Source organism: Mesorhizobium sp. B3-2-1, assembly GCF_006439515.1.
Classification (GTDB): Bacteria; Pseudomonadota; Alphaproteobacteria; order Rhizobiales; family Rhizobiaceae; genus Mesorhizobium.
Genome location: NZ_VFTI01000018.1, coordinates 104,536 through 124,631, shown reverse-complemented (window position 1 = coordinate 124,631; position 20,096 = coordinate 104,536). Strand labels below are relative to the sequence as shown.

Annotated in this window: 22 protein-coding genes and 2 tRNA genes; 22 read left to right on the top strand and 2 right to left on the bottom strand. The window is 62.6% G+C overall.

Annotated features, from left to right (window positions below):
• The first annotated feature begins 139 nt into the window (after positions 1-139).
• The 13 genes from FJW08_RS19625 (at position 140) to FJW08_RS19565 (ending at position 12,210) form a co-directional block, all read left to right on the top strand.
• The gene (locus tag FJW08_RS19625; protein ID WP_140811911.1) at positions 140-796 is read left to right on the top strand and encodes a cytochrome c3 family protein; all 657 of its coding nucleotides are present in this window, start codon (positions 140-142) and stop codon (positions 794-796) included.
• A complete protein-coding gene (locus tag FJW08_RS19620) occupies positions 780-3,764 on the top strand; it encodes a TAT-variant-translocated molybdopterin oxidoreductase (RefSeq protein ID WP_140811910.1) in 2,985 nt (994 codons plus the stop codon). The genes FJW08_RS19625 and FJW08_RS19620 overlap by 17 nt, the downstream gene beginning before the upstream one ends.
• Entirely contained in the window at positions 3,757-5,136 is a 1,380-nt protein-coding gene (gene nrfD, locus FJW08_RS19615) for an NrfD/PsrC family molybdoenzyme membrane anchor subunit (protein WP_140811909.1), read from the top strand. The genes FJW08_RS19620 and nrfD overlap by 8 nt, the downstream gene beginning before the upstream one ends.
• Positions 5,133-5,660 (top strand): DUF3341 domain-containing protein, encoded by a 528-nt coding sequence (locus FJW08_RS19610; protein ID WP_140760243.1) that lies wholly within the window; start codon positions 5,133-5,135, stop codon positions 5,658-5,660. Before nrfD ends, FJW08_RS19610 begins: the two co-directional genes overlap by 4 nt.
• On the top strand, positions 5,657-6,196 hold the full coding sequence (locus FJW08_RS19605) for a cytochrome c (protein ID WP_140811908.1): 540 nt from the start codon (positions 5,657-5,659) through the stop codon (positions 6,194-6,196). Before FJW08_RS19610 ends, FJW08_RS19605 begins: the two co-directional genes overlap by 4 nt.
• A complete protein-coding gene (locus FJW08_RS19600) occupies positions 6,193-7,332 on the top strand; it encodes a hypothetical protein (protein WP_140811907.1) in 1,140 nt (379 codons plus the stop codon). Before FJW08_RS19605 ends, FJW08_RS19600 begins: the two co-directional genes overlap by 4 nt.
• A complete protein-coding gene (locus tag FJW08_RS19595) occupies positions 7,325-7,822 on the top strand; it encodes a hypothetical protein (protein ID WP_140811906.1) in 498 nt (165 codons plus the stop codon). The genes FJW08_RS19600 and FJW08_RS19595 overlap by 8 nt, the downstream gene beginning before the upstream one ends.
• Positions 7,819-8,574 carry an SCO family protein gene (locus FJW08_RS19590; protein WP_140811905.1) on the top strand — a complete coding sequence of 252 codons (756 nt, stop codon included), beginning with the start codon at positions 7,819-7,821 and terminating at the stop codon, positions 8,572-8,574. Before FJW08_RS19595 ends, FJW08_RS19590 begins: the two co-directional genes overlap by 4 nt.
• Positions 8,571-9,530 (top strand): cytochrome c oxidase subunit II, encoded by a 960-nt coding sequence (gene coxB, locus FJW08_RS19585; protein WP_140811904.1) that lies wholly within the window; start codon positions 8,571-8,573, stop codon positions 9,528-9,530. The genes FJW08_RS19590 and coxB overlap by 4 nt, the downstream gene beginning before the upstream one ends.
• Entirely contained in the window at positions 9,527-11,167 is a 1,641-nt protein-coding gene (ctaD, locus tag FJW08_RS19580; protein WP_140811903.1) for a cytochrome c oxidase subunit I, read from the top strand. The genes coxB and ctaD overlap by 4 nt, the downstream gene beginning before the upstream one ends.
• Positions 11,167-11,799 carry a cytochrome c oxidase subunit 3 gene (locus FJW08_RS19575; RefSeq protein WP_140811902.1) on the top strand — a complete coding sequence of 211 codons (633 nt, stop codon included), beginning with the start codon at positions 11,167-11,169 and terminating at the stop codon, positions 11,797-11,799. The genes ctaD and FJW08_RS19575 overlap by 1 nt, the downstream gene beginning before the upstream one ends.
• A 5-nt stretch (positions 11,800-11,804) precedes the next feature.
• Entirely contained in the window at positions 11,805-12,050 is a 246-nt protein-coding gene (locus tag FJW08_RS19570) for a cytochrome C oxidase subunit IV family protein (protein ID WP_181178677.1), read from the top strand.
• Between the two features lie 86 nt (positions 12,051-12,136).
• Positions 12,137-12,210, top strand: a tRNA-Gly gene (locus tag FJW08_RS19565).
• Positions 12,211-12,287: 77 nt separating this feature from the next.
• Here the strand turns inward: FJW08_RS19565 and FJW08_RS19560 are convergent.
• A complete protein-coding gene (locus FJW08_RS19560) occupies positions 12,288-12,752 on the bottom strand; it encodes a YidB family protein (RefSeq protein WP_140811901.1) in 465 nt (154 codons plus the stop codon).
• Between the two features lie 131 nt (positions 12,753-12,883).
• Between FJW08_RS19560 and FJW08_RS19555 the strand changes: the two genes are divergently transcribed.
• Positions 12,884-13,141 carry a GlsB/YeaQ/YmgE family stress response membrane protein gene (locus FJW08_RS19555; RefSeq protein WP_127279958.1) on the top strand — a complete coding sequence of 86 codons (258 nt, stop codon included), beginning with the start codon at positions 12,884-12,886 and terminating at the stop codon, positions 13,139-13,141.
• A gap of 111 nt (positions 13,142-13,252) precedes the next feature.
• Here FJW08_RS19555 and FJW08_RS19550 read toward each other — a convergent pair whose 3' ends face one another.
• A complete protein-coding gene (locus FJW08_RS19550) occupies positions 13,253-14,140 on the bottom strand; it encodes a DMT family transporter (protein ID WP_140811900.1) in 888 nt (295 codons plus the stop codon).
• Positions 14,141-14,434: 294 nt separating this feature from the next.
• On the opposite strand from FJW08_RS19550, the gene tuf reads away from it, so the two are divergent.
• The 8 genes from tuf to rplK all read left to right on the top strand — a co-directional run bounded on the left by tuf (position 14,435) and on the right by rplK (position 20,092).
• A complete protein-coding gene (tuf, locus tag FJW08_RS19545) occupies positions 14,435-15,610 on the top strand; it encodes an elongation factor Tu (protein WP_013895701.1) in 1,176 nt (391 codons plus the stop codon).
• A gap of 294 nt (positions 15,611-15,904) precedes the next feature.
• On the top strand, positions 15,905-17,425 hold the full coding sequence (locus FJW08_RS19540) for a hypothetical protein (RefSeq protein WP_246682444.1): 1,521 nt from the start codon (positions 15,905-15,907) through the stop codon (positions 17,423-17,425).
• Between the two features lie 96 nt (positions 17,426-17,521).
• Positions 17,522-18,004 carry a group II truncated hemoglobin gene (locus FJW08_RS19535; protein WP_140811898.1) on the top strand — a complete coding sequence of 161 codons (483 nt, stop codon included), beginning with the start codon at positions 17,522-17,524 and terminating at the stop codon, positions 18,002-18,004.
• Positions 18,005-18,043: 39 nt separating this feature from the next.
• Positions 18,044-18,262: a putative glycolipid-binding domain-containing protein gene (locus FJW08_RS19530; protein ID WP_246682438.1), complete on the top strand. Its 219-nt coding sequence runs from the start codon at positions 18,044-18,046 to the stop codon at positions 18,260-18,262.
• Between the two features lie 30 nt (positions 18,263-18,292).
• Positions 18,293-18,368, top strand: a tRNA-Trp gene (locus FJW08_RS19525).
• A 360-nt stretch (positions 18,369-18,728) separates the two neighbouring features.
• Positions 18,729-18,932, top strand: coding sequence for a preprotein translocase subunit SecE (secE, locus tag FJW08_RS19520; protein WP_027146633.1), 204 nt, complete (start codon positions 18,729-18,731; stop codon positions 18,930-18,932).
• Between the two features lie 28 nt (positions 18,933-18,960).
• Complete coding sequence (nusG, locus tag FJW08_RS19515) at positions 18,961-19,488, top strand: transcription termination/antitermination protein NusG (protein ID WP_015317996.1); 528 nt, start codon at positions 18,961-18,963, stop codon at positions 19,486-19,488.
• A gap of 175 nt (positions 19,489-19,663) precedes the next feature.
• Complete coding sequence (gene rplK, locus FJW08_RS19510; protein ID WP_010909262.1) at positions 19,664-20,092, top strand: 50S ribosomal protein L11; 429 nt, start codon at positions 19,664-19,666, stop codon at positions 20,090-20,092.
• The last annotated feature ends 4 nt before the right edge of the window (positions 20,093-20,096 follow it).

Here is a 20,096-nt window from a genome sequence, read left to right as displayed (position 1 = left end):
TTGCGCATGGTTGCGGTTTGCTGCTGTTTTCGGCAGCGCCCGAACGTCACCATTTTGTGAGCATTCCGCGCCTACGGAACCTTTGGCACGTCCCCGCCGTTAGGCGCTCGATCCAAAAAACATGCAAATCGGCGAGGGGATGCCGCAGGTCTTTTCCAGCAATGCCAATGGAATTGCCCGCTTCGTGTTGTGGGGACTTTGTTTCTTCGCGATTTTCGCGGCCATGGGCGGCACGGCACTTTTGCGTTCGGGGTTCATCACCGGCGTGGGCCGGCCCGTGGCACAGGCAGTCCCGTTCAGTCACAAGCACCATGTCGGCGATATCGGACTGGACTGCCGCTATTGCCACAATGGCGTCGAGACGTCGGCTTCGGCGGGACTGCCGGCGACAGAGGTGTGCATGACCTGCCATTCGCAACTCTTCACCGATGCCGACATGCTGGCACCGGTGCGTGCAAGCCTTGCCTCAGGTCAGCCGCTGCAATGGCAGCGCGTCAATTCCGTGCCGGATTTCGTCTACTTCAACCACTCCATCCATATCGCCAAGGGCGTCGCCTGCGAGACCTGCCACGGCGACGTCGATGAGATGCCGCTGATGCAGCGCGCGCATTCGCTGTCGATGGAATGGTGCCTGGGCTGTCATCGCGATCCCGGTCCCAATCTCCGTCCGCCGCAGGATGTCTTTCAGCTGCACTGGAAACCGCCACAGGACATCGAAGAGGTCAGGCGTTCCCTGATCAGCATCCTTGATATCCACCCCGAGACGATGACGGATTGCTATGTCTGCCATCGCTGACATCAAGCCGTTCCCAGCCACGGATCTAGCGGCATTGCGGCGGGCCGCGACGGGACGCGAGCCGTGGCGGAGCCTGGACGAACTGGCCGAAACGGCGGAGTTCCGGCGCTTCGTCGAGGCGGAATTTCCAGCGATCGCCGAACGCCTGCCGTTCAGTCTCGACCGGCGCACCTTGTTGAAGCTGATGGGCGCGTCGCTTTCGCTGGCCGGTCTGACCGCCTGCAGCGAAGCGGAGCGCATCGTGCCTTACGTGCGCCAGCCGGAAGACATCATTCCAGGCAAGCCGCTCTACTATGCGACCGCACTCTCCAGCGATGGTTACGGTATCGGCGCGGTTGTCGAGAGCCATGAAGGCCGGCCGACCAAGGTCGAGGGCAATCCGGATCATCCGGCGTCGCGCGGCGCTACCGACGCCATCATGCAGGCGGCGGTGCTGTCGCTGTTCGATCCCGAACGGTCGCGTACGCCGCTAAGGCGAGGCGAGCCGGCGAGTTACGGCGACTTTCTCAAGGACATAGCGGAGCTTGCCGGCGGATTGGCCGCTTCGGGCGGACAAGGTTTGGCACTGCTGATCGAGGCAACAACGTCGCCGACGACCAAGGCGCAGATCGGATCGCTCAGGCAGCGCTATCCCAAACTTCGCGTCTTCAAGCACGATCCGCTTGCAGCCAGCGCGAACGAGCAGGCAACGGCCAAGCTGTTCGGCAGGCCGCTGACGCCGATCTACCATCTAGACCGCGCCGATGTGATCGTCAGCCTTGATGCCGATTTCCTCGGCGAAGGGCCGGGGCGTCTGGCCTACGCCCGCGATTTCGCCGGGCGGCGGCGCGTGCGTCAATCGACGGACACGATGAGCCGTCTCTACGTCGTCGAGTCGACACCCACAATCACGGGTGCGGCGGCGGATCTTCGCCGTGCTGTCAGACCGAGTGCCGTCGAGGGCGTTGCCGTCGCAATCAAGGCTGCCCTGGAAGGCGACCTGCATGCGGCCAGCTTGTCACCCTTCGGCCCGGAATGGATCAACGCGCTTGTCGACGATCTCCGCAGCGCCGGCCGCAACGCACTGGTGATGCCTGGCGCGCATCACACGCCGTTTGTCCATGCCGTTGCCTTTGCCATGAATGCCAGACTTGGAGCCATCGGCAATACGCTGGACTTCATCGAGCCGCCGGACACCATGCCGATCGACGGCGACCTTGCCGCGCTTTGCCAGGCCATCGCGACCGGATCGGTCGACAGCGCCATGGTGCTCGGTTCCAATCCCTTGCATACGGCGCCGTCGGACGTCGATGTACGCAAGGCCTTTTTGAAGCTGAAGCTTCTCTTCCACTGGGGGCTCTATCGCGACGAGACCGCATTTCTGGCGCAGTGGCACATTCCCGCCGCGCATGAATTGGAGAGCTGGAGCGATATCCGCGCGTATGATGGCACGGCCTCGATCGTGCAGCCGCTGATCCAACCTCTGTTCGGCGGCAAGAGCCTGCATCAACTGCTGGCGGCGCTCGGCGGTGAGTTCAATGCCGATATGCAGGTCCTGGTACGCGCGACATGGGCGGCCATGGACGAGCCGGCTTGGCGAAAGGCACTGCGCGATGGTGTCGTGCCGAATACCGTCACTGCTCCTGTCGCCGTCTCGATGCCGGCGGATATCGGCGGTCCCACGCCGCATGCCTCCGTTGCCGATCGGCTGGAGCTCCGCTTCGTGGCCGACCCCTGGCTGCGCGATGGCCGTCACGCCAATTCATCGTGGCTGCAGGAACTGCCCCGTCCGCTGAGCAAGCTTGTCTGGGGCAATGCGGCACTGATCTCACCGGCGACCGCGCAGCGCCTGGAACTAGAAAACAGGCAAATGGTCAATCTGGCGCGAGGGGGCAAGGATCTGGACGCGCCGGTCTGGATCATGCCCGGACAGCCCGACGACACGGTGACGCTGTCGCTCGGCTTTGGCCGCAAGGTCGGTTCGGTCGCCGCGCTGTCGGGTGGTTACGATGCTTTCCCCCTGCGTACCGCCGAGGCTCCCTGGTTTGCCGATGGCCTCGTCTTGGCCGCGCGCGACAGTTCGGCGCGCGTGGTGACGACCCAGCACCATCAGGCGATGGAGGGCAGGGCGATCGTGCGACACGCGACGCTCGACGCCTTCAGGCAAAATCCGCATTTCGTCCGTGAAGGCGTGCCGCCGACGCCGACGGAATCGCTGTACCCCGATTGGAAATACGACCAGGAAGCCTGGGGCATGTCGATCGACCTCTCGGCCTGCATCGGCTGTATGGCTTGCGTATCGGCTTGCCAGGCCGAGAACAACATCGCAACCGTCGGACCGGATGAAGCCGCCCTCGGTCACGAGATGCATTGGCTGCGCATCGACCGCTATTATGCCGGCGCTGTCGACGACCCCGACATCTTCTTCCAACCGGTGCCCTGCATGCATTGCGAGAAGGCGCCGTGCGAGGTCGTCTGTCCCGTCAACGCAACGATCCATACCCATGACGGCCTGAACGCGCAGGTCTACAACCGCTGCATCGGCACGCGCTACTGTTCGCAGAACTGCCCCTACAAGGTGCGTCGCTTCAATTTCCTCGAATACCAGGAATTCGACAAGGACAGCGCGGGGCCACGGCAGGCCGTGCAGAACCCTGACGTCACCGTGCGTTCGCGCGGCGTCATGGAAAAATGCACCTATTGCGTCCAGCGCATTGCCGAAAAGCGCATTCGCGCGCAGATCGAGAACCGTGAGATCGGCGACGGCGAAGTTGTCACCGCCTGCCAGCAGGCGTGCCCGACGCAGGCCATCACCTTCGGGGATATAAAAAAGAAGGATTCTCACGTATCGCGCGAGAAAGCCGCGCCGCATAACTATGCGCTTCTCGAAGAGCTGAACACGCGGCCGCGCACAACCTATCTCGGCAAGATCAGCAATTCGAACGCCGGGATCGCCGGCAAACCTGGTGCGGAGACCGGCGATGGCTGAAGCGGTCGCCGCCAGAGCCGAAAAAGCCCAGCCGCGAGCACCGGTGCTGCGCGGCCACCATGATTTCCCCGAGATCAGCGGCCGCATCAGCGCGATCGTCCTGCAAGGCAGGCTGCCGCGCTTCTTTTGGGCCGCGTTCTTCGTCTGCTTCGCCTTGGTACTGCTTTTCCTCTATTCCATCACCTATCTGATCTCGGTCGGCGTCGGCGCCTACGGCATCAACATCCCCGTTGCCTGGGGCACGATGATTTCCAGCTTCGTCTGGTGGATCGGCATCGGCCACGCCGGCACGCTGATCTCGGCGGTGCTGCTTTTGCTGCGCCAGCCCTGGCGCGCCTCGATCAACCGCTTCGCCGAAGCTATGACGCTGTTTGCCGTGGCAATGGCCGGGCTCTACCCGATCCTGCATCTCGGCCGGCCATGGTTCTTCTACTGGCTGCTGCCTTTGCCCAATACGCAAATGCACTGGCCGCAATGGCGCAGTCCGCTGGTATGGGACTTTTCCGCGATCGCCACTTACGCCACCGTCTCGCTGCTGTTCTGGTACATGGGCCTGCTGCCGGATCTCGGCGTGCTGCGCGACCGCGCCAGATCACGCGCCGCGCAACTCTTCTACGGCATCCTGGCGCTTGGCTGGCGCGGCTCGGCCTTCCACTGGGCGCGCTATCGGACCGTATATTTCCTGATGGCGGCGCTCGCCACGCCGCTGGTCGTCTCGGTGCATTCGATCGTCGCGCTCGACTTCACCTTTGCCATCGCACCGGGTTATCACTCGACGATCTTCCCACCTTACTTCGTCGCCGGCGCGCTGCTCTCCGGCTTTGCCATGGTGCTGACCATCGCCATTCCCTTGCGCTGGGCCTTCGCGGTCGAAGACCTGATCACGTTGCGCCACATGGAGAACGCCGCCAAGCTGATGATCGCGGCCGGCATGATCGTCATCTACGGCTACGCGTCGGAAGCATTCTTCGCCTGGTATTCCGGGCAGCCTTATGAGCGCGCCATAATGGTCCAGCGCGCCGTTGGTCCTTACGCGCCATTGTTCTGGATCATGCTGTTTTGCAATTGCATCGCGCTGCAGCTGCTCTGGCTGCGCCGCGTGCGGCTCAATATGCCGATTTTGTTTTCGATCGCGCTCGTCATCAACATCGGCATGTGGCTGGAGCGCTACGTCATCGTGGTGACTGGTCCGAGCCGCGATTACCTGCCATCGTCCTGGGGCGAACAGTCGCTGACCTGGCTCGATTTCGGCATCCTGTTCGGCTCGATCGGCACCTTCTTCGCGCTGGTCTTCCTGTTCATCCGCATCCTGCCGGCGATCACCATCTTCGAGGTCGAGGAACTGGTCGAAGAGAAAAGCGGGGCCGCATGAGCCTGCATGGCGTCATCGCGGTATTCGCCGATCCCGATGCGCTGACGCAAGCGGCACGGACGATGCGCGACAAGGGTTACCGGCGCATGGACGCGTTCTCGCCCTTCGAGGTGCGCGGCCTTGCCGGGATTTTGGGCATGCCAAGGACTCGGCTGCCATGGGCCGTGCTGGCGGGCGGCATTGCCGGCGGCCTGCTGGTCTACGCACTGATACTCTATTCGGTCGAGATCGACTACCCCGTCAATGTCGGCGGCCGGCCGCTGCATTCCTGGCCGCCTTTTACGGTGATCGCCTTCGAGGCAGCCATCCTGGGCGCCGCCCTGGCCGGGTTCGTGGGCATGCTCTGGGCGAACGGTTTGCCGCGATACTACCATCCAGTCTTCAATGCCAAGACCTTCACTTATGCGCGGGGCGGCAAGTTCTACCTGCTCGTCGAAGCGGCCGATCCGAAATACCGCAAGGGCGTCACCAAGGGACAGCTGACGCGGCTTGGCGCGGAGACGGTCGAGGAGGTGGAGGCATGAAACGGCGCACGCTACTTGTGCCATTCCTCCTGCTGCTCGCCGGCTGCAAACAGGACATGGCCGACCAACCGCGTTACAACCCGCTCGACGCCAGCAAGCAATTCGCCGACGGCATGTCGGCCCGGACGCCGGTCGAAGGCGCCGTGGCGCGCGACGCCGACATCGCGGCAACGCCGGACAAATTTCCGTACCCGGTCACCATGGCGCTGCTCCAGCGCGGGCAGCAACGCTTCGACATCTTCTGCTCTCCCTGTCATGGCCGCACCGGCGACGGTCACGGCATGGTGGTCCAGCGCGGTTTCCCGGCGCCGCCGAGCTATCATCAGGACGCGCTGCGCAAGGCAGCCGATCGTCATTTCTACGATGTGATCACCAATGGCTATGGCGCGATGTACTCCTATGCCGCGCGGGTGCCACCGACCGATCGCTGGGCGATCGTCGCCTATATCAGGGCCTTGCAGTATTCACGCCATGCACCCGCCGATGCGCTGCCGGAGACCCTTCGCGCGAAACTCGACGCGGAGGCCGCGCGATGAGAGGTCTCCCATGGCCCGATGGATATTTTGCGCCGTTGGCCGTGGTGGCCGCCGCAGGGCTTCTGCTTTGCGGTGTCGGACTTTTCCTCGATCCGCGCACGACGTTTGCCGGTTGGCTGACGATGTGCCTGTTCCTTGTCGGATTGCCGCTTGGCGCGATGACTGTCCTGATGGTCCATGGCCTGACCGGCGGTCGCTGGGGCGACGTGCTGCGTCCGCCCTTGCGCGCCATCGTCGCGACGCTGCCGGTGGCGCTGCTGTTGCTCCTGCCGACCCTTGCGCGGCTCGATCTGGTCTTTCCCTGGGCGGGAGCGGACCCTGCGTTACTGCCGGAAGCGGTGCGGCAGAAACTCGCCTATCTCAACGTGCCATTCTTCGTCGGTCGCTTCCTGGCGTGCGCACTGGCCTGGCTGGTGCTCGCTTGGCTCGTCATCGGCTGGACAGAGCCTGATGGCGACAGATCGAGACAGGGGACCACCACCGGCTATGCGATCGGACTCATCGTCCACGGCCTGGCCGTAACAATGCTTGCGATCGACTGGATGCTATCGATCGGGCCGGAGTTCACGTCGACCATCTACGCGATGCTCGAAGCGGCGGCCGAAGTCGTTGGCGCGTGCGCATCGGCTCTGGTCGTGTTGGCCGCCGGCCGCGCGGTCGAGACGATGCCGGGTGGCGAGGAGGACGTGGCGCTTGGCGAAGACGTCGCCAATATGCTGTTCGGCTTCATGCTGATGTGGGCCTACCTCTCCTTCATGCAGTGGCTGATCGTCTGGGCCGGCGACCTGCCGGAAGAAATCCACTGGTACGTGCTTCGTGGCCAGGACGGCTGGCAATATCTGCTCTGGTTGTTGATCGCGCTGCAATTCGTCTTGCCGTTCTTCGCTTTCCTCATGCGCTCGGTCAAACGCAGCCATCGCGGCCTGCTGGGGCTCGGCGCGGCCGTTCTTGCCGGACATTTCCTCGACGTCGTCTGGCGCGTTCGCCCGTCGCTGTCGGCAGCCGGCGCGCAATTGTCCTGGCCGGACCTTGCGGCGTTCGCAGGGGCGGGTGGCGCGTGGTGTGCGTGTTTCCTCTATCTCTGGGCGAGGCCGGATCGGATCGCTATGTGGCGCAGGAGGCTGGTCCGTGGCTAAGGCCTTGCATCCCGAAACGCGTGATGTCTGGCCACGCACCCTGCTGCTCTTTGGGATCGCCCTGCTGGTCTTTCTGGCGCTTGCGGCGCTGGCGCTGAAGCTGATTTTCGATACGGCGCCATACAGGCCCTTGGTGAATACCGAGAAGGCCAGCCAAGCAGGTCCCGCACTACAGCACTTGCCGGGAGCCGACCTCGCGGCAGTCCGCAAACAGGAAGAGGAGGAACTCGGCAAGCTTGCCTGGGTTGACCGCGGTGCCGGCATAGCGCGCATTCCAATCGAAGACGCGATGAAGCTGGTTGCGGCGCAAGGTCTGCCGGACTGGGCGGGCGCGGCCGCTTCGGCAGGTAAGGATTGCGCCTTGCTCGAAGGCCAGGTTCCACGCGCGCCACAGGCCAGCAATTGCCACGCCGGATCATTCACCGCGCAGCCAAACGACAAGGCGCGCCAGCCGAGCCAAGCCGCACCGGCCACGGGAGCGAGCCCATGACGCGTTTGGGGCTGCTGATACTCTTGCTGCTTCTTCCAACTGCCGCCAGTGCCGCGGCGCGACCGTCTTTCGATCCGCAAATCGGCGCCCAACTCGATCTCGACCGGGTTTTTCAAGACAGCTCCGGCAAGCAGACGCCGTTATCGGGCATTCTCGAAGGTCGGCCGGCGCTCGTCATCTTCGGCTATGACAAATGTCCCAACCTGTGCGGTGTCACACAGCAGGCCGTGGCCTCGGATCTGAACAAGACCGGCCTGGATCCTTCGACCTATCACGCGCTTTTCGTCTCGATAGATCCTTCGGAAACCGCCGGAGATGCGGCCTCCGTCCGGAGCGAGGTCGCGGGGTCCGCCGGTCAGGCCAGCTTGTCGGCCTGGCGTTTTCTGACCAGCGCCGATGGCGCGGGTGCCGACCTTGCATCGGAGGCCGGCATCACCTTCGACCGGCGTGACCGCATCGCCCAATACGTCCATCCGATCGCCGTCATCGCGCTGACGCCGCAAGGGCGGATCGCGCAGGTGCTGCCAGCGCTGACCTTCGAGCCGCGCGATCTGCGGCTCGCTCTGGTCGAGGCGTCGGCAGGGCGGCTGGGATCGATCGCCGACCATGTCTTCCTGCTCTGCGCCGGCTTCGATACCTCGAAAGGGCAGTACACCTCGACGATACAGGCGGTTCTGAAGATAGCGGGACTGGCAATGCTGCTGGTGCTCGGCGCCAGCCTTTTCATGCTGACGCGGGGGAGGCGGGTTTGAGCTTCGGCATTCCCTTCACGCCGCCCGAGGCATCGTCGATCGCCGGCAGCGTCGACACGTTGTTCTACGCCTTGCTGGCGTTCACCGCGGCCTTGGGGATCTTCCTGGCGAGCCTCGTCGTCTTCTATGCCATCAAATATCGCGCCGGCTCCAGGGCCGAACGAACCGGCGAGCGAGCGCGCAGCCTGCCCCTGGAGGTGGCCTGGACAGTAGCGAGCCTGCTGATCGCCTTCGTCATCTTCGGGTGGGGCGCCGTGCTGTTCCTGCGTCGCGAACATCCGCCACTCGATGCGCTCGAAATCGCCGGCCTCGGCAAGCAGTGGATGTGGGAGTTCCGCCATCCCGGCGGCCAACGCGAGATCAACGAGCTGCATGTGCCGGTCGGCAAGGCGGTGATCGTCTCGTTGGCATCGCAGGATGTCATCCACTCGTTCTTCGTACCGGCCTTCCGGGTCAAGCAGGACGCCGTGCCGGGCCGCACCACGCATGTCTGGTTCATCGCCGACGAGCCGGGGCGCTATCATCTGTTCTGCGCGCAATATTGCGGCACCCAGCATTCGGAAATGGGCGGCTGGGTAACGGTGATGCCGCTGGAAGATTATGCGACATGGCTGGAAAACCAGGGCAAGGGCGACACGCTCGCGGCAGATGGTGAAAAACTGTTTCGGGCGCTCGGCTGTTCCGGCTGCCATGAAAAGTCCAGCAAGGTGAGGGCGCCGGATCTCGCCGGGGTCTTCGGACGGCCGGTGGCGTTGGACAACCAGCAGACCGTCATCGCCGACGAACGCTATCTGCGCGATTCCATCCTCGACCCGAAGAAGGAAATCGCCGCCGGGTACGATCCGGTGATGCCGAGCTTCGATGGAATTGTCGACGAGGGCGAGATGCAGATGCTGCTCGCTTATCTCAAATCGCTTTCACCGCGGGCGGCGACCAAGAACGAGGCGATCCAATGAGCACCGAAGCGCTGAGGCCTTCGAGCTATCTTGGCGAGGGCGCCGGTCCTGCCGCATGGCTGTTGACCACCGACCACAAGCGCGTCGCCTGGCTCTATCTGGTGTCGCTCACGGCGTTCTTCTTCCTCGGCGGCGCCTTTGCCGTGCTGATGCGCGTGGAGCTTGCCACGCCTGCCGGCGACCTCGTCTCCGACGACACCTACAACCGATTGTTCTCCCTGCACGGCATCATCATGGTGTGGTTTTTCCTGGTGCCGTCGATCCCGGCGACGTTAGGCAATTTCCTTTTGCCATTGATGATCGGCGCTCGCGATCTCGCCTTTCCGCGTCTCAACCTCGCCAGCTGGTATGTGTTCATCCTCGGCAGTGCCTTTGCCCTGGCCTCGGTGCTCGCCGGCGGCGTCGACACCGGCTGGACCTTCTACACGCCGCTCTCGACGCTTTATGCCAATGGTTTCGTGTCGATGGCGGCCCTTGGCGTCTTCATCGTCGGTTTCTCGACGATCATGACCGGCATCAATTTCATCGTCACCATCCATACGCTGCGCGCGCCGGGGCTGACCTGGTTCCGGCTGCCGATCTTCGTCTGGACGATGTACGCCACCGCGCTGGTGATGGTGCTGGCAACGCCCGTACTGGCCGCCTCGCTGCTCCTGATCGTGCTCGAGCGGGTCTTCGGCATCGGCATCTTCAACCCGGCGCTTGGCGGCGACCCGCTGCTGTTCCAGCATCTGTTCTGGTTCTATTCGCATCCGGCCGTGTACATCATGATCCTTCCCGGCATGGGCGTGGTCTCGGAGGTGTTGCCCTGTTTCAGCCGCCGGCCATTGTTTGGCTACAAGGCCGTCGCCTTGTCCTCGATGGCAATCGCGGTGTTCGGGTTCCTCGTCTGGGGCCACCACATGTTCGTCTCCGGCCAATCGGCCTATGCCGGCGTGCTGTTCTCGTTCCTGTCGTTCTGCGTCGCCATCCCTTCGGCGATAAAAGTGTTCAACTGGAGCCTGACGCTGCGCAAGGGCGAAATCAGCTTCGAGACGCCGATGCTCTATGCGTTGTTCTTCCTGGCGCTGTTCACTTTTGGGGGGCTGGCTGGGCTGTTCCTGGCAGCGCTCGCCATCGATGTCCATGTCCACGACACCTACTTCGTCGTGGCGCATTTCCACTACATCATGGTCGGCGGCATGGTGACGGCCTACATGGCGGGGCTGCATTTCTGGTGGCCGAAACTGACCGGCCGCATGTATTCCGAGACCTGGGGACGCATCGCCGCGACGGTCACCTTCCTTGGCTTCAACCTGACCTTCTTTCCACAATTCGTGCTCGGTTTTCTCGGCATGCCACGGCGGTATCACACTTATCCGCCCGAATTTCAGTTCTGGCATGTCCTGTCGTCGGCTGGCGCGGTGGTGCTGGCGGTGGGCTACCTGATGCCGTTGTTCTATCTCGGCTGGTCGATGTTTCGAGGTGCGCGAGCGCCCGCCAACCCGTGGAGCGCGACCGGGCTCGAATGGCAGACGGCTTCACCACCTCCGCCGCATAATTTCGACACCATGCCGAGCGTCAGCCGGCCCGCTTATGACTATGCGATGAAAGGGTTGCAGCACGAGACATTCAGTCCCCACAAGGACGAAGCCTGATGAGTACCGAAAGTGTCGCCTTCGATACAAAGGCCCGCGAGAAGGCTGCCGACACGTTCGGCATGTGGGTGTTCATCGGTTCCGAGGCGATGCTGTTCGGCGCGATCCTGCTGGTGTTTTTCTTCGCACGGTCGAGCTACGGACCCGCATTCGCCGCTGCATCACAACATCTATCGCTGCCGCTCGGCACGCTGAACACGGCTGTTCTTTTGACCAGCAGCTTCGCAATGGCGCTTGCTCACATGTTCACGGCCAGCCGGCGTTGGCGCCCGGCCGTCTGCGCGTTGATCTGCACGGCCCTGCTTGGAATTGTCTTTCTGTTCGTCAAGGCCATCGAGTACGGCAGGGAATTCGAGGAGGGCCTGGCGCCGGTCCTTGGCGCGCCGTTCAGCTTCCCAGGCCCAGATCCGGCGCATGCCGAGTTCTTCTTCGCGCTCTATTTCGCCATGACATCGCTGCATGCGCTGCACCTGATATGCGGCATCGCCGTGATTGCCGGCATGCTCCTGCTCTGGCCACGCACGGCGGAGGCCGGCCGCGCTCATCGTGTCCAGGCAATCGGGCTTTACTGGCATTTCGTCGATGTCGTCTGGGTCTTCCTGTTTCCCGTTCTCTATCTGATCAACCGATGAACCACATGCGCAAGCTTACATTCGCCTATCTCGGGCTCCTGGCCTTGCTGGCTTTGACGGTCGGCTCGTCGTTCCTCGACCTCAGTGGATTGAATTCGGCGCTCAACCTGGCGATCGCCGCGGCCAAGGCCGCGATCATCGCCATTTTGTTCATGCAATTGACCAGCGAGGGCATCTTGCCCCGGCTGGCGGTAGCAGCGACAGGCTTGTGGTTAGTCGTTCTGTTTGGCTTGACGTTGATCGGACAATGACGTCGAGCCTGGCCTGCAATATCGGTTTGGATCGCGAGAGGCTTCTTGACCTTCGGAACCTTGTCGAATAGCTAGGGCCTGCGTGCGCGGGTATGGTGAAATGGTATCACATGAGCCTTCCAAGCTCTTGGTGCGGGTTCGATTCCCGCTACCCGCTCCAGATTTTTAGCTACACATGGGTAAGCTGAAACACTGCGCGGCAGGCGCGCAGTGTTTCAGGCATCGAGGCGTGCCGCGCTAGCTGTTGAACGCTGACGCGACCTGGTGCTGCTGCGGCACCTGGCCGTTCGGCGTCAGCTTGTCGACGATGCCGGGCAGGGCCGCGGATAATTGCTTGAGCAGTTCCTGCTCGTCGAGCCCTGTCCGTTGGGAGATCTCGCGAATGACCTGCGGTCCGATCGCGTTGCCCAGCTCATTGGCATTGATCGACTGGTTCTGCCCTGTGCCGACCCAGGAGTCGGCGACATTGCCATGGCCGGCATTCCTAAGCTTGTCGAGCAGGCCGCCCAGTCCGCCGAGCAGGCCGCCGTCACCCGAGGCGGTTCCGACGGGTGTGGGATCGGCCGGCGCGGGAGCTTGAGGCTGGTCCGGCTGTTCGGCACTTCTGCCGCTCAGCATCTTTCCGACCAGCAGCGCACCGAGCGCGATCATCAGCGGTTTGGTGATGTTGCCGCCGGGAACGGCGTTGTCAAAAAGTCCCATAGTGGATCCTCCATTTCAACCAAGCCCAGCCCGTCGCCAACAATGGCGCATTCGGGCGGAATTTCAAGCTGGCTTGAGCTTTTGACAATCATATGAAAATGTCCGGTTGGCGGAGGGATGGAGAGGAAAAAATGGGTATCATCAGCTGGATCATTCTCGGCGTCATCGCCGGCTTCATCGGCAGCAAGATCGTCAACAAGACCGGTCAGGGCATGATCATGGATATCGTGCTCGGCATCGTCGGTGCCATTGTCGGGGGCCTGATCTTCAGCGCCTTCGGTGCTTCGGGCGTCACAGGCCTCAATATCTACAGCCTGATCGTCGCCGTGGTCGGCGCGGTCGTTGTCCTCTGGGCCTACCATCAGTTCAGCGGCAAGCGGACGATTTAGACTTGATCGGCAGATTACCAGCTCTGCCGAATCCTGAATTGCGGTAATCCGCCGTCGGTGCTGCCTGCGCCCACGGCTTTGGAATCTACAATGCCGGTGCGCCGCCGCGGATCAGGCGACCACGGCCAGGCGACGCTTGCGCTGATCCAGCGACACGATGGTCAGCCCGCTGCAGACGACCAGCAGGATGCCGCAGACCGCCAGTGCATTGGGGAATTGCCCGAACACCAGCAGGCCCGAAATGACGGCCCAGACCGTGAAGCAGTAGTAGAACGGCGCTACCGCTCCGGTCGGCCCGATGCGATAGGCCATGAAGATGAAGAAGTGGCCGAAGATCAGGAAGAAACCGGCTCCCGCCATCAGCAGCAGGTGGTGCGCCTCCGGCGCCACCCAGCGCTCGGAAACCAGATGCGCGGCGCCGGCGCCGATCAGGACCACGACGACCGCCGAGATCGCCACGATCATTCCTGGCACTTCGGCGGTGATCTTGCGGCCCGCCAGATCGCGGGCGGCGGCGAATGTCGCGTTGCCGAGCGCCAGCAAGGCGTAGACCGAAATGCCTTGCATGGTCGGCTGCGCCACCATCAGCGCGCCGATGAAGCCCAGCCCGATCAGCGCCATGCGCTGGCCGCCGATACGCTCGCCGAACAGGATCGAGGATCCGACCAGCATCAGCAGCGGTGTTATCTGCCCCAGCGCGGTGGAATCGGCGATCTGCATGTTGGCGAGCGCGACGACGTAACAGAGGATCGCCGCCAGCTCGAGCAGGTTTCTGCCCAGCACCCGCTTGTCGAAGATCAGCGGGACCTGCTTGCCGTAGCCGAGCGCAAACAACAGCGGAAAGCCCCATAGCGCTGCCGCGGCACCACGCAGGAAGAGCACTTCGTAGGAAGGCAAACCGGCAGTGGCGAGCTTCATCATCGTGTCGTTGACCAGATATGACCCGGTCGAGACGATCATGAACAGCGGGCCGCGAATGGCAGTCGGGATGAAATGCATCGGCGCAGGAAATCAGACGCGGATCGCCGCCGCAATGGGCCATGAACCGCCAACAAATCCGACAGTGACGGATGCCCGGGCTTGCGGAATCCTCCCGTCGTTCCGCCAGGGTTTCGCCCATTCCATTTTCAACGGCGGTTCCCTATATCAACGCCATATCCCCGCAATCGGATCATGGGTTCTGGCCGAGTGAGATGGCGCTTGGCCAAAAGACGCTTGTGTTTTTTGGCCTTTCTCGTTAATCGCCCCGCATTCGACTGAACTGAAGGTCCAGGCCGTCCAAGGAAAGAGACTATGGCAAAAGGTAAATTCGAGCGCACTAAGCCTCATGTGAACATCGGCACGATTGGTCACGTTGACCATGGCAAGACGTCGCTGACGGCTGCGATCACCAAGTATTTTGGCGAATACAAGCGCTATGACCAGATCGACGCGGCGCCGGAAGAGAAGGCGCGCGGCATCACGATCTCGACGGCTCACGTCGAATACGAGACGGCCAACCGCCACTACGCGCATGTCGACTGCCCCGGCCACGCCGACTATGTGAAGAACATGATCACCGGTGCCGCGCAGATGGACGGCGCGATCCTGGTGGTGTCGGCCGCCGACGGCCCGATGCCGCAGACCCGCGAGCACATCCTGCTTGCCCGTCAGGTCGGCGTGCCGTCGATCGTGGTGTTCCTGAACAAGGTCGACCAGGTCGACGATGCCGAGCTGCTCGAACTGGTCGAGCTCGAGGTTCGCGAATTGCTGTCGAAGAACGAATTCCCCGGCGACGACATTCCGATCGTCAAGGGTTCGGCGCTGGCAGCGCTCGAGGATTCGAACAAGACGATCGGCGAGGACGCAATCCGCGAGCTGATGGCTCAGGTCGACGCCTACATCCCGACCCCGGTTCGTCCGCTCGACAAGCCGTTCCTGATGCCGATCGAGGACGTGTTCTCGATCTCGGGCCGTGGCACGGTCGTGACCGGCCGCGTCGAGCGCGGCGTGGTCAAGGTCGGCGAGGAGCTGGAAATCATCGGCATCCGTCCGACGACCAAGACGACCTGCACGGGTGTCGAAATGTTCCGCAAGCTGCTCGACCAGGGCCAGGCTGGCGACAACATCGGCGCGCTGCTGCGCGGTGTCGACCGTGAAGGTGTCGAGCGCGGCCAGGTTCTGGCCAAGCCCGGCACGGTGAAGCCGCACAAGAAGTTCGTGGCCGAAGCCTACATCCTGACCAAGGACGAAGGTGGCCGTCACACGCCGTTCTTCACCAACTACCGTCCGCAGTTCTACTTCCGCACGACCGACGTGACCGGCATCGTGTCGCTGCCGGAAGGCACCGAGATGGTGATGCCTGGCGACAACATCACGGTCGATGTCGAGCTGATCGTGCCGATCGCCATGGAAGAGAAGCTGCGCTTCGCCATCCGTGAAGGCGGCCGCACCGTCGGTGCCGGCATCGTCGTCACCATCAAGGAATAATCGAGACCGGCTTCTGCCGGATCGACAAGAAAAGGGCGGTCTTCGGGCCGCCCTTTTTCGTGCGCTTGGCAGCGCAAGTATTGCGAGGGTTGGTTCAAAACTGTTGCAAGCGCCATGGCTGCAACTAGTATAGGTTGCATAGAGGGGGCTTTGCCAACAGTGGTTCCAAGGCGCCGTTTGGACAGGAATGCATGGTGGTGGCGAGCGCTGGTCAGCATCGCGCTTGCGGTCGCCACGGGGCTGGTCTCCTTTGCAGCGCATGCCGGAGACGAGACATCGGACATGATTCCGTCGATGCGTTTTGTCGTCGTGCGCAGCAGCGCCCCCGGTTGCGAACCAAATTGCCCGGAATGGATTTCGGCGGAAGGCACCATAGAGGCGGACACGCCGGCGCTGTTCAAGCGCGCGCTCAGGATGCTCAAAGGCCGACAACTGCCAGTCGTCGTCAACTCTCCCGGCGGCAATGTCGACGCTGCGCTGGCGCTAGGTCAGATGATCCGCGAGAACAAGCTCGATATAGCCGTCGGCACGACGGCGCTTTCCGGTTGCGCGCCGGAGATCAGGGACTGCAATGCGGGCAAGGGTGTCGACTATCTCGGCATGGCTTATGACAGTGGCGCCATGTGCAATTCGGCCTGCCCGCTGATGTTTTCTGGCGGTATCCGGCGCGTGGTCGGGGATTTCGCCTATCTCGGCGTCCACCAGATCACTACCACCTACCAGCGGGAGAAGTTGCTGTACCGGACCACCTACCGGATCGTGAACGGCAAGAAGAAGATCATTAGCACCAAAGTGATCAGCCGGAAGGACGCAGGCAGCTACAAGACCTACGAAATGAGCAAGGCGGTTGAGGAGCGGCTCTCAGCCTATCTGAAGGAGATGGGAATAGGCGATGGTGTGCTTGAAACGATGAAGAACACGCCGGCCAGCGAAATCCATCAGCTGGTTCTGGAAGACATGCTCGGGATGAATCTCGTCACCTCCCTTGATTCCGTCGATCTCTTCACCGCCGGAACCGTCTGCGAGGCAAATCCAGTGCCGGCGAACTGCCGGGAGATGCCGGGTAACAAGGACGCGAGGCGGGCCGACGTCCCGACCGTCGAGGCCAACACTCCTCCTCAACCAACCGGGACCGAGCCGCCGAAGGGCTCGGAAATGCGCTTTATCATCGTGCGCGGCAGCAACCCGCTTTGCAATCCCGACTGTCCGGAATGGATATCGGCGGAAGGCACGATCACCGGCGACACGCCAGAGTGGCTGCGCGCTGCACTCGATGCCGCGGGCGGGCGGAGGCTGCCGATCGTGATCAGTTCGCAAGGCGGCGACGTCGAGGGCGCGCTTGCCGCCGGCAGGCTGATCCGCGAACGCAAGCTCGACGTGGTCGTCGCCCGCACCGATTTCGTCGACTGTGAACCCTCGGCGAATTGCCTGGCCAAGGATGGCGTCCACACCGGTCTCACCATCGATTCAGGGGCCGAATGCGCTTCTGCCTGCCCGATCATGGTTGCTGCCGGCGCCAGGCGCCTCGTCGGGCCGGATGTACGCCTCAGCGTGGGTTCGCTTGATCAGCCGCAGAAGATCAAGGCCTATCTCAAGGAGATGACGATCGGGCCCGGCCTGTTTGCGGCCATGCAACTCTCCACGAGCCAACGACAGCTCGATCAGGACACAATGCTGAAATTCGGGTTGGCGACCGGGCGCCAGTCCGCGGACGAGTTGACCGGCGCCACCATCTGCAAGTCGGCGCCGAAGCCGGACAACTGCCGGGTCATGCCGTCAGCCAACGCCGAGGCCGACGCGCACGCGAAGCTGTAGCGTCCGGACTGGCCATCGAGGCAGGTTGAGCCGTCCTCGGTATTTCCGCTATCGTCATCGTCACCATCGTTTCGGGGGCCGGACAGAGGAAGCGAAATGAGCCAGGACGTTCCGACACTCTACGAATGGGCCGGCGGCAGCGAGGCACTGAACCGGCTGACGCAAACCTTCTACGACAAGGTGGCACGAGATCCGGTCGTTGGCCCGGTGTTCAAGCACATGTCGCCGGATCACCCCGCCCACGTCGCGGCCTTCATCGGCGAGGTCTTCGGTGGACCGAAAACCTACAGCGAGGAATTTGGCGGCCACCGCGAAATGGTCATGCACCACCTGGGCAAGCATTTGACCGAGGAGCAGCGCCGCCGCTGGATCAATCTTCTCGCCGACGCGGCGGATGAGGTCGGCCTGCCGGACGATCCCGAATTCCGTTCAGCCTTCATGGGCTATGTCGAATGGGGATCGCGGCTGGCCAAGATGAATTCCAATCTCGGCGAGACCTGCGATCCCGAGACCGAACCGATGCCGGCCTGGGACTGGGGCGTGCCTGGCGGGCCGTACCGGGTGCCGGACGCAAAGTAGCTTCCGGTTACCGGGGAGGTGGATGATCGATGCCGCAAGATGCCAGGATCGTGCGCTGGCGCGGTCGTGTGCAACCCGCAGCGTTACACATGCCTCGAAGAGGGCAGGCGATACCTCTATGAATCGCGCGCCAGCGACTTCTGGCGGGAGCTGGAGATCGGTGCCGATGGGCTGGTCGTCGACTATCCCGATTTCTGGCGCAGGGTTAAGGCATGTTTGCTGCAAACCGCTCTTTACAGAGCGTGCGGAAGCTTTTAGGAAGCCCCTGCTGCGCCGAGGCGCGCGTGTACGGGCATAGCTCAGTTGGTAGAGCGGCGGTCTCCAAAACCGCAGGTCGTAGGTTCGAGCCCTGCTGCCCGTGCCATTTTTCCAAGATGGCAGTACAACGATTTTTTTCGGGCGGCCTTTGAAAATCGGCGACCCGCTTGCCATATTGGGCCGATTGGGGCATAAAGGCGCCATAGCCGGGAGGGAACGACTGGATGGTTCCGAGGCGGCGTTTGGTCATAAAGCGGGCACTTGCCACTTGCGTGGATCAAGAATCGGTTTTATGTAGACGAAACAGACACGCGACGCGTGAAGCTGGGAAGCCGGCTTTACGCGTCTGATTTGCATGGGCGAAATGATTGCGCTGATTCGGCGCGAGATTGGGCTCAGGCGGCACGTCCCGGCCAGCGGGATCATCCAGGGGGCCCGGCCAACGGGTCTTGAACACAGGCGGCATATGGCTTCGAAAACCACAAATCCTTTCGTCTTTCTCCAGCAGGTTCGCGCGGAGACAGCCAAGGTGACTTGGCCGTCTCGCCGCGAGACGATGATCTCGACGATCATGGTCCTGGCCTTCGCTGTGATCGCGATGATCTTCTTCTTCACCGCCGATCAGCTCATGGGCCTCGCGGTCGAGCAGATTCTGGGCATTGGACGTTAAGTCCGGCGATTACGGAGAAGTCGTAAAAATGGCTACGCGCTGGTACATCGTCCACGCCTATTCGAACTTCGAGAAGAAGGTCGCCGAGGACATCGAGAACAAGGCCAAGCAGAAGGGCCTGTCTGCCGATATCGAGCAGATCGTGGTGCCGACCGAGAAGGTCGTCGAGGTTCGTCGCGGCCGCAAGGTCGACGCCGAGCGCAAGTTCTTCCCGGGCTATGTGCTTCTGAAGGCCAACTTGACCGACGCCGTGTTCTCGCTGGTCAAGAACACGCCGAAGGTCACCGGTTTCCTTGGAGATTCCAAGCCGGTGCCGATCACCGAGGCGGAAGCGCAGCGCATCCTGAACCAGGTGCAGGAAGGCGTCGAGCGGCCGAAGCCCTCGGTCACCTTCGAGATCGGCGAGGCGATCCGCGTTTCGGATGGCCCCTTCGCGTCGTTCAACGGTTTCGTCCAGGAAGTGGACGAGGAGCGGGCGCGGCTCAAGGTGGAAGTTTCGATCTTCGGGCGCGCCGTGCCTGTCGATCTGGAATTCGGACAGGTCGAAAAGGGCTGATCCGAAATCCCTGATGCCGGTCTGGCGATCAGGGGAGGCGGTGCGGCAGCGCGCGGCCTCGAGAACGGTGGGAGGCGAAGGCGGCTTTAGCCGGCCGCAAGAACCGCACCACCAGACTGCAACCGCCGGTGTTTCCCAGATCGTGGGGCCGGCATAGACAAAGGCAGGAAAAGAGATGGCTAAGAAAATTGCAGGCCAGCTCAAGCTCCAGGTCTCCGCGGGATCGGCTACGCCGTCGCCCCCGATCGGCCCGGCGCTTGGTCAGCGTGGCATCAACATCATGGAGTTCTGCAAGGCGTTCAACGCGCAGACCCAGGAAATGGAAAAGGGATCGCCGGTTCCGGTCGTCATCACCTATTACCAGGACAAGTCGTTCACCTTCGTCATGAAGACGCCACCGGTGAGCTACTTCCTGAAGAAGGCCGCGAACCTGAAGTCGGGCTCGAAGGAACCGGGCAAGGTCAAGGCTGGTACCGTTTCGCGCGACAAGGTTCGCGAAATCGCGACCGCCAAGATGAAGGATCTGAACGCGAACGACGTCGAAGCGGCCATGCGTATGGTCGAGGGCTCCGCCCGCTCGATGGGTCTGGAAGTGGTGGGCTAAGATC

Excerpts from the sequence above, each read along its gene's own strand:
- ctaD (WP_140811903.1), top strand. The coding sequence starts at position 9,527 with ATGAGCACCGAAGCGCTGAGGCCTTCGAGCTATCTTGGCGAGGGCGCC.
- FJW08_RS19550 (WP_140811900.1), bottom strand. The coding sequence starts at position 14,140 with ATGCATTTCATCCCGACTGCCATTCGCGGCCCGCTGTTCATGATCGTC.
- FJW08_RS19540 (WP_246682444.1), top strand. The coding sequence starts at position 15,905 with ATGCGTTTTGTCGTCGTGCGCAGCAGCGCCCCCGGTTGCGAACCAAAT.
- rplK (WP_010909262.1), top strand. The coding sequence starts at position 19,664 with ATGGCTAAGAAAATTGCAGGCCAGCTCAAGCTCCAGGTCTCCGCGGGA.
- FJW08_RS19625 (WP_140811911.1), top strand. The coding sequence starts at position 140 with ATGCCGCAGGTCTTTTCCAGCAATGCCAATGGAATTGCCCGCTTCGTG.
- nusG (WP_015317996.1), top strand. The coding sequence starts at position 18,961 with ATGGCTACGCGCTGGTACATCGTCCACGCCTATTCGAACTTCGAGAAG.
- FJW08_RS19570 (WP_181178677.1), top strand. The coding sequence starts at position 11,805 with ATGCGCAAGCTTACATTCGCCTATCTCGGGCTCCTGGCCTTGCTGGCT.
- FJW08_RS19590 (WP_140811905.1), top strand. The coding sequence starts at position 7,819 with ATGACGCGTTTGGGGCTGCTGATACTCTTGCTGCTTCTTCCAACTGCC.
- FJW08_RS19560 (WP_140811901.1), bottom strand. The coding sequence starts at position 12,752 with ATGGGACTTTTTGACAACGCCGTTCCCGGCGGCAACATCACCAAACCG.
- nrfD (WP_140811909.1), top strand. The coding sequence starts at position 3,757 with ATGGCTGAAGCGGTCGCCGCCAGAGCCGAAAAAGCCCAGCCGCGAGCA.
- FJW08_RS19555 (WP_127279958.1), top strand. The coding sequence starts at position 12,884 with ATGGGTATCATCAGCTGGATCATTCTCGGCGTCATCGCCGGCTTCATC.
- FJW08_RS19575 (WP_140811902.1), top strand. The coding sequence starts at position 11,167 with ATGAGTACCGAAAGTGTCGCCTTCGATACAAAGGCCCGCGAGAAGGCT.
- FJW08_RS19530 (WP_246682438.1), top strand. The coding sequence starts at position 18,044 with ATGCCAGGATCGTGCGCTGGCGCGGTCGTGTGCAACCCGCAGCGTTAC.
- FJW08_RS19600 (WP_140811907.1), top strand. The coding sequence starts at position 6,193 with ATGAGAGGTCTCCCATGGCCCGATGGATATTTTGCGCCGTTGGCCGTG.
- FJW08_RS19605 (WP_140811908.1), top strand. The coding sequence starts at position 5,657 with ATGAAACGGCGCACGCTACTTGTGCCATTCCTCCTGCTGCTCGCCGGC.
- FJW08_RS19610 (WP_140760243.1), top strand. The coding sequence starts at position 5,133 with ATGAGCCTGCATGGCGTCATCGCGGTATTCGCCGATCCCGATGCGCTG.
- FJW08_RS19535 (WP_140811898.1), top strand. The coding sequence starts at position 17,522 with ATGAGCCAGGACGTTCCGACACTCTACGAATGGGCCGGCGGCAGCGAG.
- secE (WP_027146633.1), top strand. The coding sequence starts at position 18,729 with ATGGCTTCGAAAACCACAAATCCTTTCGTCTTTCTCCAGCAGGTTCGC.
- tuf (WP_013895701.1), top strand. The coding sequence starts at position 14,435 with ATGGCAAAAGGTAAATTCGAGCGCACTAAGCCTCATGTGAACATCGGC.
- FJW08_RS19620 (WP_140811910.1), top strand. The coding sequence starts at position 780 with ATGTCTGCCATCGCTGACATCAAGCCGTTCCCAGCCACGGATCTAGCG.